Origin of the sequence: Pleomorphomonas oryzae DSM 16300 (assembly GCF_000422965.1) — a bacterium.
GTDB lineage: Bacteria > Pseudomonadota > Alphaproteobacteria > Rhizobiales > Pleomorphomonadaceae > Pleomorphomonas > Pleomorphomonas oryzae.
Window position 1 is genome coordinate 217,186 of the sequence record NZ_AUHB01000010.1, and the last position, 12,285, is coordinate 229,470.

15 protein-coding genes and 1 other RNA gene are annotated in these 12,285 nt (G+C 65.3%); 6 read left to right on the top strand and 10 right to left on the bottom strand.

Going from position 1 to position 12,285, the window contains the following annotated elements:
* Positions 1-159 precede the first annotated feature (159 nt).
* Positions 160-1,596 (bottom strand): aminotransferase-like domain-containing protein, encoded by a 1,437-nt coding sequence (locus G522_RS0117295; RefSeq protein ID WP_084633246.1) that lies wholly within the window; start codon positions 1,594-1,596, stop codon positions 160-162.
* A 24-nt stretch (positions 1,597-1,620) separates the two neighbouring features.
* Between G522_RS0117295 and G522_RS0117300 the strand changes: the two genes are divergently transcribed.
* The gene (locus tag G522_RS0117300; protein ID WP_026792123.1) at positions 1,621-2,565 is read left to right on the top strand and encodes a DMT family transporter; all 945 of its coding nucleotides are present in this window, start codon (positions 1,621-1,623) and stop codon (positions 2,563-2,565) included.
* A gap of 142 nt (positions 2,566-2,707) precedes the next feature.
* Here the strand turns inward: G522_RS0117300 and G522_RS30105 are convergent, their stop codons facing one another.
* On the bottom strand, positions 2,708-2,884 hold the full coding sequence (locus G522_RS30105) for a hypothetical protein (protein WP_156886976.1): 177 nt from the start codon (positions 2,882-2,884) through the stop codon (positions 2,708-2,710).
* A gap of 32 nt (positions 2,885-2,916) precedes the next feature.
* On the opposite strand from G522_RS30105, the gene G522_RS27390 reads away from it, so the two are divergent.
* From G522_RS27390 to G522_RS0117320, 3 genes are all read left to right on the top strand, one after another.
* A complete protein-coding gene (locus G522_RS27390) occupies positions 2,917-3,576 on the top strand; it encodes a DUF1062 domain-containing protein (protein WP_051228730.1) in 660 nt (219 codons plus the stop codon).
* A 79-nt stretch (positions 3,577-3,655) separates the two neighbouring features.
* Positions 3,656-4,231 (top strand): DUF2975 domain-containing protein, encoded by a 576-nt coding sequence (locus G522_RS0117315; RefSeq protein WP_084633247.1) that lies wholly within the window; start codon positions 3,656-3,658, stop codon positions 4,229-4,231.
* A 3-nt stretch (positions 4,232-4,234) separates the two neighbouring features.
* Positions 4,235-4,450: a helix-turn-helix domain-containing protein gene (locus G522_RS0117320; RefSeq protein WP_026792125.1), complete on the top strand. Its 216-nt coding sequence runs from the start codon at positions 4,235-4,237 to the stop codon at positions 4,448-4,450.
* 76 nt (positions 4,451-4,526) lie between these two features.
* Here G522_RS0117320 and G522_RS0117325 read toward each other — a convergent pair whose 3' ends face one another.
* The 8 genes from G522_RS0117325 to G522_RS0117355 form a co-directional block, all read right to left on the bottom strand.
* Complete coding sequence (locus G522_RS0117325) at positions 4,527-5,591, bottom strand: alkene reductase (protein WP_026792126.1); 1,065 nt, start codon at positions 5,589-5,591, stop codon at positions 4,527-4,529.
* Positions 5,592-5,827: 236 nt separating this feature from the next.
* Complete coding sequence (locus G522_RS0117330) at positions 5,828-6,574, bottom strand: YebC/PmpR family DNA-binding transcriptional regulator (protein WP_026792127.1); 747 nt, start codon at positions 6,572-6,574, stop codon at positions 5,828-5,830.
* A 130-nt stretch (positions 6,575-6,704) separates the two neighbouring features.
* On the bottom strand, positions 6,705-7,523 hold the full coding sequence (locus tag G522_RS0117335) for a TIGR00282 family metallophosphoesterase (protein WP_026792128.1): 819 nt from the start codon (positions 7,521-7,523) through the stop codon (positions 6,705-6,707).
* A 33-nt stretch (positions 7,524-7,556) separates the two neighbouring features.
* The gene (locus G522_RS0117340) at positions 7,557-8,168 is read right to left on the bottom strand and encodes a 5-formyltetrahydrofolate cyclo-ligase (RefSeq protein ID WP_156886977.1); all 612 of its coding nucleotides are present in this window, start codon (positions 8,166-8,168) and stop codon (positions 7,557-7,559) included.
* 42 nt (positions 8,169-8,210) lie between these two features.
* A non-coding RNA gene (gene ssrS, locus G522_RS29670) (6S RNA) lies at positions 8,211-8,367 on the bottom strand.
* Positions 8,368-8,534: 167 nt separating this feature from the next.
* Positions 8,535-8,726, bottom strand: coding sequence for a hypothetical protein (locus G522_RS0117345; RefSeq protein ID WP_026792130.1), 192 nt, complete (start codon positions 8,724-8,726; stop codon positions 8,535-8,537).
* 224 nt (positions 8,727-8,950) lie between these two features.
* Positions 8,951-9,304: a cell division protein ZapA gene (locus G522_RS0117350; RefSeq protein ID WP_026792131.1), complete on the bottom strand. Its 354-nt coding sequence runs from the start codon at positions 9,302-9,304 to the stop codon at positions 8,951-8,953.
* Between the two features lie 4 nt (positions 9,305-9,308).
* Positions 9,309-9,590 carry a DUF4164 domain-containing protein gene (locus G522_RS0117355; protein WP_026792132.1) on the bottom strand — a complete coding sequence of 94 codons (282 nt, stop codon included), beginning with the start codon at positions 9,588-9,590 and terminating at the stop codon, positions 9,309-9,311.
* Between the two features lie 468 nt (positions 9,591-10,058).
* Here G522_RS0117355 and tkt point away from each other — a divergent pair, with 468 nt between their 5' ends.
* Positions 10,059-12,044 carry a transketolase gene (tkt, locus tag G522_RS0117360; RefSeq protein ID WP_026792133.1) on the top strand — a complete coding sequence of 662 codons (1,986 nt, stop codon included), beginning with the start codon at positions 10,059-10,061 and terminating at the stop codon, positions 12,042-12,044.
* A 146-nt stretch (positions 12,045-12,190) separates the two neighbouring features.
* A partial coding sequence (locus tag G522_RS30645; protein WP_156886978.1) for a glyceraldehyde 3-phosphate dehydrogenase NAD-binding domain-containing protein occupies positions 12,191-12,285 on the top strand: 95 nt, incomplete at its 3' end.

Sequence of the window (12,285 nt, forward strand, 5' to 3'; positions counted from 1 at the left end):
TTTCCAGAGCAACACTGGCTCTGATGTGCGGCAAAGCAGGTTGCAGTTACGTTGGAACAGATCGCAAACTTTGTATACTGCGCTAAGAAATATTCTCAATATCAACCTTTGAGCGCGATACCACCTCGTCCGGTTGATACGGCCGCAGCTTTTCATCCATCACGTGACGATGCGGCCGCCGCCGGCCAGGAGGCCGGCGATGATGGCAAGGCCGCCCTCGACGCGGCGATCCTCCACCTCATAGCTGAGGCAGAGCCGGACGGCCTGGGGCTTGTCGGTGCCGACTGCGAAGAGATCACCGGCATTGATCCGCACCCCGGCCTCGTTTGCCGCCGCCACGAAGGAACTGACCTGCCATTCCCTCGGCAGTGGCAGCCACAGATGCAGTCCGTGGGGATCGGCCGAATAGGGACGGTTGCCGAGAAGCCGGCGGGCCATGAGCTGCCGCCGGTTGGCATGCGTCTGCTGCGCCGTGTTGAGCCGGGCGCCGGTGCCGCTGACGATCCAGCGGCGGGCGATGTCGGCCATCAGCGGCGGCGGCATCCAGGATGAGATGGCAACGGCCGCCTCGATGGCGGAGAGGAGAGAGCCGGGCGCCGCGACATAGCCGACCCGAAGACCGGGCGCCATCGACTTCGAGACCGACGTCACGAAGACCGTGCGAGAGGGGGCCAGCGCGGCGATCGGCACGGGCCGCTCCCTTGGCAGAAAGCCGAAGACGTCGTCCTCGATGATCGTCACCTCCCGCCGCTCGGCAATGGCGGCGATCTCCCGCCGGCGGTCCAGTCCGAGCGTGGCGGTGGTCGGCGTGTGCAGCGTCGGCATGAGGTAGGCGAGATGGGCGCCGCTGCGCCGAACGGCGGCCTCGAAAGCGTCCGGAAGCACGCCCTCGCCGTCCATGGCGGCCGGCACGAGACGAAGCCCGAGATGGAGCGCCATGGCCATCACCGGCTGGTAGGTGAGCGCTTCCACCACCAGCGCGTCGCCGGGGCGCGAAAGCGCCATCAGCGCCGCAAAGACACCCTGCTGGCCACCGTTGGCGAGGGTGATGTTCGATGGCGGAACATCGAGACCGATGCGTCCCAGAAAGGCGGCCGCAGCAGCGAGCTGCGGCGCCCTGATACGCTCTTCGCCACGATCCAGAAAATCGGCCAGACCCGGCTCCCTGCCGAGCTCCGTCAGCGTCGCGGCAAGCTCCTCAGCCGCTGTGCCGGTGAAGGGCAGATTGCGCGAGAAGTCCACCGGACCGCCCTCGGATCGGCTGAGGGGCGTCAGGCCGCCGCGCGGCAGGGCGGGTGCCGGCGCCCGGACATAGGTGCCGCGCCCGACCTCGCCGGCCACCAGTCCCCGGCGACGCGCCTCGTCATAGGCTCGCATCACCGTGTTGGGCGATAGCCCGAGCGCCCAGGCGAGAATGCGCTGCGGCGGCAGCCGGTCGCCGACCGCCAGTCGCCCCGAGGCAATATCGGCGGCGATGGCGTCGGCAATCGCTGCTGCACGGTTGGAACTGTCGGGATCGAGTGTGGGGCGCCAGATTGCCATGGCGGCAATATAGAAATTGCATCGACGCCAAGGCAATCCTACCAATGCATTCATAGCAATTCTTTCTCGGATGCCGTCATGACGACTTTCACCGGCACGCCGCGCGTCGGCGTGGCGCTCGCCCTTTGCTGCCTCATGCTGCTCGGCGCCATGCCGGTGATCGTCGGCGGACGGCCGGCCGGAGCGAGCGCGCTCACCTTCGCCCTGCTCTATTCGGTCTGGCAGTTGGTCTTCTCGTTACCGCTCACCCTCGCCGAGGCGCGGGCCGGCAAGGGTGGCGTCTTCCGGTCGGGCCTGCCGCAAGGCGAACGACGCAAGATTCTGGGCACCGCCTTGTTCACCGGTGCGTTGTTCGCGCTCGCCGCGTGGGCCTATGTGCTGGGCTTCGAGAAGGTCGGCGCCGTCAATGCCGCCATCGCCTTGCAAATCTATCCGCTCCTAGCGGCCAGCCTCGAAGCGGCGCTGTTCGGCCGCCGCAAGAGCCGGACGGAACTCCTGTTCACGCTGCTGATCGTCGGCGCCCTGTTCCACCTTGCGACGGGCGGACGCTGGCAGATGACCGGCCTGTCGCCCTGGTTCGCCGTGGCGCTCGCCGTCCCCCTTCTCTGGGCCGTGGCGCACGTGATCCTGCGGGAAACCCTGCTCAGGACGGCGGCGACGCCCAATGAGGTGACGACGTCGCGCCTCGTCATCGTCGTGGTGCTGCTGACGCCGCTGGCCCTCGTCGTTGATGGCCCGGCAGCGGTGGTGGCCGCCGCGACTGATACGATGACCGAGGCCTTCACGGTCGCCATGGGGCTTGCCTATTATGTCGAGCTGATCCTCTGGTTCCACGCCGTGCGCCACATCGATGTGTCCGTCGCAAGCTCGGTGACCGTCCCCGCACCGGCCGTCACGCTGCTCTTGTCCATGGCCTTTCTCGGAGCGACGGCCGAAGCCTATCAGCTCGCGGCCCTCACCGGCGTCGTCGCCGGCCTCCTGGGCCTGATGTGGGCGTCCACCCGGCGGGTCAGGCCGGCGTGATCGTCATGGCAGCGCCGCAACAGACGACAACCGAAGGTAACGACGCCCGCTTTTCCTGGTTGCATCGGCTGCCGGCCATGCTATTCAGCCGCTCCGTTTGAAGGAACAAAAGAGGCGTCGCCTTGCCGTTGTAATGCCGGTCTCATCCTGCAGCACCCGCATTATCGGAAACCCAGGTTTCCGAATGGCTTTTGATGTCCATCGGGTGGCGGATCGAGACCGGCCTGGCTTTGCCGCCGTCGGCGTTCCGCCGCACACCATTCTGGACAACTCGCGCATCCGCCAAGCCGTGCCCGCCCCGTCGGGCCTCGTCCGCCATGCCGCTGGACTTCCTTTCAGGAAGACCTTGGCATGTCCGACCGCCTGTCCGTCCGCTGGACCATCGTGCCGCGCGACTGTCCCCGTCCCGTCTTCGCCTGCCCGACCTGCGGCGGCGACCGGCCCTTCCACCAAAGCGGCAAGCTCCGCCTCAACGCCAATGGCAAACGCCTCGACGCCTGGCTGATCTACAAATGCGACGACTGCGATCGCACCTGGAACCGGCCGATCTACGAGCGCCGCCTGGCGGCCGAGCTGCCGCCCGATGATCTCGCCGCGCTGAGATCGGGCGATCCGGCTTTTATCCGCCGCCTCGCCTTCGACCTCGCCGCCCTGCGCCGCAAGACGCCGGTGATCGCCCAGTCCGAGGAGGTGGGTGTCGAGAAGGTGGTGACCGGCGGCTCAGCTCACGCAACGGACATCGAGATCACCCTCGCCGTCCCCTATCCGGTCGGCCTGCGCCTCGACCGCCTGCTGGCCGCTGAACTCGGTCTCGCGCGCAGCCGGATTGTTGCCCTGGCGGGTGAAGGCCAACTGGTTGTTGGGGGCGGCGGCAATGCCTTGAAGCGCCCGCCGCGCGACGGCCAGTCGGTCCATCTCGACCTCGCGGATGCCAGCGACGGACGCGGCATTATCGACGCCGCCGGCGGAACGGCGAACTGCGCGGCGCATATGAACGGACAGACCACGTAGGGCGATGATTAATTTCTGTTTGACGGCGTAAAATTATTGAATTACGATAATTTTGTCAGCACAGAAAGGTGTGGACACTATGAACTCGCTTTCACTCTCAGACATGGCGCAGGCTCCAGTCGACACGTCGCGCCACCATCGATTGATCCGGCTTTCCGGCTTCGCCTCATGGGCCAGCTTTGCCTCGGCGATGCTCATCGTCGTTGCCACGGCCTGCCTCTGGCTGTTCGACGGCGCGCTGTCCGACTGGCTCGCCAAATCGGTCGACGGCATCCTGGTGACGCCCTCCTCGATGGTGTTGGCAGCCGCCGGCGGCGTCGCCATGGTGCCGATCGCTCTGCTGGTTGCCATGCTCGTTGAACTGGGGCGGCTCTTCCGGCTGTTCGCCGCCAACAAGGTGTTCGATCCGGCGGTGCCGCGTCGGCTCGGTCGCGTCGGCTGGTTGGCGTTCTCCAGTTGCGCCGCCACCGTCGTCTGCAAGACACTGGTGATACTGCTGATGACCTCTGCCAACCCGCCCGGCCACCACATCCTGTCCATCGGCGTCGACTCGCAGGCGCTGGCCGGTCTGATGTTCGGCTTCCTGTTCCTCGTCTTCTCGCTGGTGATGCAGGAAGCCCTCGGCCTTGCCGAGGAAAATCGGAGTTTCGTCTAGGCTATGCCGATCATCGTCAACCTCGACGTCATTCTGGCGCGGCGCAAGATGCGCTCCAAGGAGCTCGCAGCCGCCATCGGCATCACCGAGGCCAACCTGTCGCTCCTGAAGTCGGGCAAGGTGCGCGGCGTCCGCTTCGAGACCCTGGCCAAGATCTGCGAAGTGCTCGCCTGCCAACCCGGCGACATCCTGGAATACCGCCAGGAAGGGGAAAGCTGAGCGGCGCCATCGGAAATAACAAAGCGCCCCGCGACGGTCTCGCCGCGGGGCGTTTCATTGTGGCCAAGTCAGGCGATTATGCGGTGACGGTTTCCAGCGCCGGGTAATCGCTATAGCCGAGGGCGCCTTCGGCGTAGATCGTCTCGGGCACCAGCGGGTTGCGCGCCGCGCCGGTACGGAAGCGCTCGACGAGGTCCGGGTTGGCAATGAACTCCTTGCCCCAGGCAACGGCGTCGGCCCGGCCGGCGGCGACTTCCGCCGCGGCCAGATCGAGGGTGAAGCCCTCGTTGGCGATGAAGGCGCCGCCGAACTGTTCCTTGAGGTAAGGCGTCAGGCGGTCGTCGCCCAAATGCTCGCGGGTGAAGATGAAGGCGAGGCCGCGCTTGCCCGCCTCGCGGGCGACGTAGCCGAAGGTGGCCTTCGGATCGCTGTCGCCCATGTCATGGCTGTCGCCGCGCGGGGCGAGATGCAGGCCGACGCGGCTGGCACCCCAGACGCTGATCGCCGCATCCACCGCTTCCAGCATCAGCCGAGCGCGATTCTCGACCGGGCCGCCATAGGCGTCGGTGCGCTGGTTGGTCTTGTCCTGCAGGAACTGGTCGAGCAGATAGCCGTTGGCGCCGTGCAGTTCCACGCCGTCGAATCCCGCCTTCTGCGCATTCTCGGCGCCCTTGCGGAAAGCCTCGACGATACCGGGGATTTCTTCGATGTCGAGGGCGCGCGGCGTCGGATAGGGACGCATCGGCCGGAGCAGGCTGACGTGGCCGGCCGGCTGCAGGGCGCTCGGCGCCACCGGCAGATCGCCGTCGAGCAGCGACGGATCGGAGATGCGGCCGACATGCCAGAGCTGCATGACGATCTTGCCGCCCTTGCGATGCACGGCCTCGGTAATCGGCTTCCAGGCTTCGACCTGGGCGTCGGAATAAATGCCCGGCGTGCTGGCATAGCCGGCGCCCTTCGGCGTGACGATGGTCGCCTCGGTGAGGATGAGGCCGGCGGTGGCGCGCTGCTCGTAATACTCGCGCATCACCTCGGTAGGAACGCGGTCGGGCGTAGCACGCGCCCGCGTCAGCGGCGCCATGATGACGCGATTGCTGAGCTCGAGGGCGCCGAGGCGGACGGGATCGAAAAGGGTGGGCATCAAGAAGTTCCTTACGGGATGCTGGATAACGGCAGTGTCCAGAAAGTAGGGGTATATGCACGCATTTCTAGTAGCCGCCGCGTCGCCTGCCTAGAGCCCGCCGATGAACATTTCCGTGAAGAGGTAGAAATAACAATACATCAAATGGTTATGGGCGCCCTGCGTCCCATTCCAAATGAAACGCCCGCCGTCTCCCGAGAGCGACGGCGGGCGCGAATGACGAAACGAGGTCAGCCTCAGCCGGCGAGCTTGGCCGCCACTTCGTCGGAGACTTCCATGTTAGTGTAGACGTTCTGCACGTCGTCGTCGTCTTCGAGAAGATCGACCATCTTCATCAGGCTCATCGCCTTTTCTTCGTCGAGCGGCGACGTGGTCTTCGGCTTCCAGACCGACTTGATCGACGCGGCGGCGCCCAGCGAGGCTTCGAGAGCCTTGGTCACTTCGCCCATCGATTCGAAGGCGCAGTAGATGAAGTGGCCTTCTTCATCGGACTCGACGTCGTCGGCGCCGGCCTCGATGGCGGCTTCCAGCACAGCGTCATTGGAACCGGCCGTCAGCGGATAGCTGATCTCGCCGAGGCGATCGAACATGAAGCCGACCGAACCGGTTTCGCCGAGCGCGCCACCGGCCTTGGTGAACACCGAACGAACCACCGAGGCGGTGCGGTTGCGGTTGTCGGTCAAGGCCTCGACGATGACGGCGGTGCCACCGGGGCCATACCCCTCGTAGCGCACCTCGTCGAAGTTCTCCGTATCGGCGCCGGCCGCCTTCTTGATCGCCCGGTCGATATTGTCCTTGGGCATGTTCTCGGCGCGGGCGTTGAGGATGGCGAGACGCAGACGGGCGTTCATCGCCGGATCCATGCCGCCGATCTTGGCCGCCACCGTGACTTCGCGGGCGAGCTTGGCGAAGATCTTCGACCGCTTGGCGTCCTGCGCGCCCTTGCGGTGCATGATGTTCTTGAACTGTGAATGACCGGCCATAGTGCCTCCTGAGGGAACCGCGAAAGGGTGCGGGGCGCATGCACACGCCTCCGCAACCATCGATCACGGCACAAATCCACGAATGGGGCGCCTTATAGGCGTTTGTTGGCCTTAAATCCAGCCGGGGTAGTTACCAAAAAGTCGGCAATGCCTCGGCAAGGCGGCCGCCGATCCTGACCGGCCCGATCGCCTCGGCAAGCCCGCTGGAATCGCTGATGTCGACGGCAACGCCGCACAGGGTCGGCTCGCCCAGCGCCGGCTGGAAACGCGCCGTCGGGATCTTGCGCAGGAAGCGATTGACCGGCTCGTCCTTTTCCATGCCGAGCACGCTATCGTAGTCGCCGGTCATGCCGGCGTCCGACAGATAGGCGGTGCCGCCGTCGAGGATCTGGTAGTCGGCAGTCGGCACGTGCGTGTGGGTGCCGACGACCAGCGACGCCCGGCCGTCGAGATAATGGCCCATGGCCTGCTTCTCGCTCGTCGCCTCGGCATGCATATCCACCACCACGGCGTCGACCATGCTGCCGAGCGGGCAGGCATTGAGCTCGCGATCGGCAGCGGCGAAGGGATCGTCGAGGGCGTCCATGTAGACGCGGCCCATGACGTTGACCACCAGCACGCGGGCGCCGTTCCGGGCGATGGCGACGGTGCCGCCCCGTCCCGGTGTTCCGGCCGGGTAGTTGGCCGGCCTCAGGAGCTGCGGCTGCCGCTCGATGAACACCAGCGCCTCGCGCTGGTCCCAGGCGTGATTGCCAGTGGTCACCACGTCGGCACCGGCGTCGAGAAAGTCCTGGCAGATCTCCTCGGTGATGCCGAAGCCGCCGGCAGCGTTCTCGCCATTCACGACCACCAGGTCGAGGGCATAGTCGGCGATGAGGCCCGGCAGAATGTCGGAAATGGCATTGCGACCCGAGCGGCCGACCACGTCTCCCACGAACAGCAATCGCATTATCCGGCGATCTCCCCCCACGTCCTGTCGAAGTCAGCGAACGAAGCGGAAGACGTCCCGCTCGGTGACGATCATGTCGAGTGGCGCGTCATGGGGTTCCATGGGCACCGTTGCCACTTCCTGCACCGAGAAGGCGATGCCGATCAAGCGGGGAAAACGGCCAGCCGCGCGTAAACCGGCAACGGTGCGGTCATAATAGCCGCGGCCATAGCCGACGCGGCCGCCAAGCCGATCGAAGGCGCTGAGCGGCATCAGCAGCACATCCGGCACCACCTCGGCGGCCTCCGGCCCGGGGCCGCGCGTGCCGAAGCCGAGCGGCACCAGCGCATCGCCCGGTCGAAAGCGGCGGAATATGAGGCCGCGCTCCACCATGATCGGCAGACCGATCGGATGACCGCGTGCGTCGAGTCCGGCGATCGCCTCGCCGAGATCGACCTCGCTCTGGATCGGCAGGAAAGCCGAGACCGCGCAGGAGGGCTGGAGATCGAGCGCCAGCACCGTCGCCGAGATGGCCGCCGATCCCTCGGCGCGCGCCGCTTCGTCGACCGCATCGCGACGGGTCAGCGCCAGTTTGCGCACGCGCGCCTTCTCGGCGGCGATGAGAGCACGGGGCGGATCGGGGAGAATGTCGACGGGAATGACCAACCTCCGGGAATCGCGGAAACGTATGGCCGGCGGAAAGAGGGTGTGGCGCCCGCGAACGACCGTCGGAAGTGTGATCCCGGGAAACCTACAGTGTAGGTGGGCGCCGTGTGCCCGAACCCACGGGTCCGGACGGGGACAGCTCCCTTGGGATCAGTAAGGCCCCGGGGATATTGATTCCTAACGAGAAGCGCAGCTACGCCACGTCTCCTATATAGGCGAGACCGGCGATCCGGCAAAGGGCCTCAATTCGACAAAAAATCTCCAGATAAATCCTGGGCAAAAAAAGCCCAGTCGAAAGCCCTGGTAAAAAGAAGGGGCGGCAGGAAGAACCCACCGCCCCAGTCGCTGCGCGGATCGCAGTATCCGTTACCGACCAGCCGTCATGACGACCAGCGTGCAAAGCATCGCCGCCGTCCCGGCCAGGGCAAGCACGATAAGCGCGGGGTAGCCGAACAGCGCCACCGCACCAATGCCGACCAGAAGGATTACCACCATCACCGCCAACACCTTCAAGGCGCCACCGCCCTGACCTTCGGCTGTCGACTCGTGGCTGGCCATGTAATCCTCCGAAAAATCCTGTCGCGCCCCATATATGGAATTATCCTTAGCGAGGCAACGGTGCTTTCGCCGCATCAGCCTTGCGCGGCCTGCATGGACCCTCCGGAACGATCGAGCGGTAAACTCAGGGTCAGCGTGCCCTGTTTTCACCCCTGCTGCCAGTAGACGAAAGCTCATGTGCGCCGGGCAGTTGGCCGAATAAGCCTCAAAGGAGGATGGCCGGATCAGACCATCTTCTCGGCGGCGGCCTCGATGCGGGCGGCCACGTCCACCACCTTCTCGGCAAGGCGCCGCTCCACCTCGCCCTGACGCTCCAGAAGCGCGTCGCGGCTCTCGCGCAGCGAGCGCACCTCCGCTTCGAGGCCCTTCAGCCGCCGCTCGGTTTCCGACAGCTGGTCGAGCACGGTGATGGCGCTCATCACGGTCAGTCGCTGGTCGCCGATCTCGCCGAACACGCCGCGGATCTCGTTGAGAATGGCGTCGAGACGGCTGGCAAGGCCGTAGAGATGCTCTTCCTGGCCATCGTCGCAGGCCATGCGGTAGGTCTTGCCGGCAATCGTCACCGTCACCTGGCTCAAGGGGTCAGCCTCCATGAGTATCGAGAACGGAGCGGATTGACTCCATGGCGGCGACGAGGCGGCGCGACACTTCGCGATTGGCATCCTCAAGACGGCCGGCCTTGGCGAGGGCATCGTCGAGGTCGCCGGCCAGACGCGACCGATCCTCCCCGAGGCGGAACAACTCGTCCTCGAGGCCGGAAATGGTGCGTTCGCCGGCTAGCCGCCGCTCCACCGCAAGTTCCAGACGCCCCAGCGCCTGGTCGAGCCTTTCAAAGGCCGCGTCCAAAGACGCCACTCCGGCCATGACCGCCTCCGGATGCTCACCCGGTTCGACAGAAAATCGTCCGGAGAATTCATCGCTTGTCAGAGATCGTTTTGATTTCGCTCCGGGGAATCGGCTGGCACGGCTTTCGAGAACCGAAGCGGAGCGGACATTGAGGTCCGTGAGCACCGGAAGCGGAAGAAAGCCTTGTCAGACGGCCGCTGGAGTCAAATTTCAAGACGGTCTCTCTGGTCTGGTTGCCATAAACCATGAGACCTGACAACGGTCCGTTAGGGGTGCGATCTGGGAAAATACCAGCTTTCCCCTTTTTTGGCCTGCGAGCGCTTTGGCAGGGGCCTGTTGTCATTGACAGATGATACCGCCCTGCTATTGATCGGCCGCTTTAGCCGAAAGACGTAATGGCGTGGCGTATCTGCCGGAAGATACGTATTTGTCCGTCGTTTGGCTCGCCCAAGGAGTTTTCCGGCCACATCCTGTCAGGATATAACAATGACTGACTCTGCCCGGTACAAGAATATGGCCAACGCCATCCGCGCTCTTGCGATGGATGCTGTCGAAAAAGCCAAGTCCGGCCATCCCGGCATGCCCATGGGCACGGCTGATATCGCCACAGTTCTTTTCGGTGACGTCATCAAGTTCGACGCCGCCAACCCCACTTGGCCCGACCGCGACCGCTTCATCCTGTCGGCCGGCCATGGTTCCATGCTGCTCTACTCGGTCCTCCACCTGATCGGCGTCGAAGACATCAGCATGGACGACATTAAATCGTTCCGTCAGTGGGGCTCCAAGTGCGCCGGCCACCCGGAATACGGCTTTGCTCAGGGCATCGAGACGACCACCGGTCCGCTCGGCCAGGGCCTTGCCATGTCGGTTGGTTTCGCGCTTGCCGAGCGCATGCTGAATGCCGAATTCGGCGACGACATCGTCGACCACTACACCTATGTGCTGGCCGGCGACGGCTGCCTGATGGAAGGCATCAGCCACGAGGCGATCTCGCTGGCCGGCCACCTCAAGCTCAACAAGCTCGTGCTGTTCTGGGACAACAACGGCATCTCCATCGACGGGCCCGTCTCGATCTCCGAGACCGGCGACATTCCGGCCCGCTTCCGCGCCGCCGGCTGGAACACCGACGCCATCGACGGTCATGACCCCGTGGCCATCCTTGCCGCCCTCGAGCGCGCCAAGAAGTCCGACAAGCCGGTGCTGATCGCCGCCAAGACGACCATCGGCTTCGGCGCCCCCACCAAGGCCGGCACCCACGCTGCCCACGGCGCCCCGCTCGGCGCCGCGGAAATCGCCGCTGCCCGCGAGAAGCTCGGCTGGCCCTATGCGCCCTTCGAGATCCCGGCCGACATCCTCGCCAACTGGCGCGCTGCCGGCAAGCGCTCCGCCAAGGACCGTGAGGCCTGGCTCGCCCGCTACAACGCCATGGACGCCAAGAAGCGCGCCGAGTTCGACCGCCGCCTCAAGGGCGATCTGCCGGCCGCCTTCACTGAGGCCCTGGCCGCCTACAAGCAGAAGCTCGTCACCGAGCTGCCGAAGGTCGCCTCGCGCAAGGCCTCCGAGATGGCCCTCGAAGTCGTCAACGGCACCATCCCCGAGATGGCCGGCGGTTCGGCCGACCTTACCGGTTCCAACCTGACCAAGACCAAGGGCCAGGTTGCGGTACAGGCGCCCGACTATAAGGGCACCTACATCCACTACGGCATCCGTGAGTTCGGCATGGGCGCCGCCATGAACGGCATCGCGCTGCATGGCGGTTTCATTCCCTACGGCGGCACCTTCCTGGTGTTCTCCGACTACGCTCGCCCGGCTATGCGCCTGTCGGCCCTGATGCATCAGCGCGTCACCTACGTCATGACCCATGACTCCATCGGTCTTGGCGAAGACGGCCCGACGCATCAGCCGATCGAGCACCTGGCCTCGCTGCGCGCCATCCCCAACATGACGGTGATCCGCCCGGCCGATGCCTATGAAACGGCCGAGGCCTGGGAGTTCGCGCTCAACCATAAGAAGGGCCCGACGACCCTGGCGCTGTCGCGCCAGAACCTGCCGGCGGTCCGCTTCGAGGTCAGCGCCGACAACAAGGTCGCCAAGGGCGCCTATGAAGTCGCCGCCGCCGAGGGCCGCGCCGAAGTGTCGATCTTCGCCACCGGTTCCGAGGTCGCCATCGCCATTGAGGCCAAGAAGCTGCTCGACGCAGCCGGCCACCCGACGCGCGTCGTCTCGGTACCGAGCTTCGAGAACTTCCGCGCCCAGTCCGACGCCTACCGCGCCGAAGTGATCGGTGGCGCCAAGGTGAAGGTCGGCGTCGAAGCCGCCCTGCGCATGGGCTGGGACGAGATCATCGGTTCGGACGGCATCTTCGTCGGCATGACCGGCTTCGGCGCCTCGGCGCCGATCGAGCTGCTCTACGAGAAGTTCGGCATTTCCGCGAGCCACATCGTCGAGCTCGTCTCGGTCAAGCTGGCCTAACCACATTGCGCGGCGGGATCGGCGGCCTCCGCCTTTCCCGTCGAGCGAGGAAAGTTGGGGGAGCGATCCGGAACTCGCCGGACCGTCCCCAGACCAAACGAGGATCGGGCCGGAAGAGGCTCGCCTCTGCATCAGGAGAGAGAACAATGGCAGTCAAGGTCGCCATCAACGGCTTTGGTCGTATCGGTCGTAACGTTCTGCGCGCGATCGTCGAGTCCGGTCGCAAGGACATCGAGGTTGT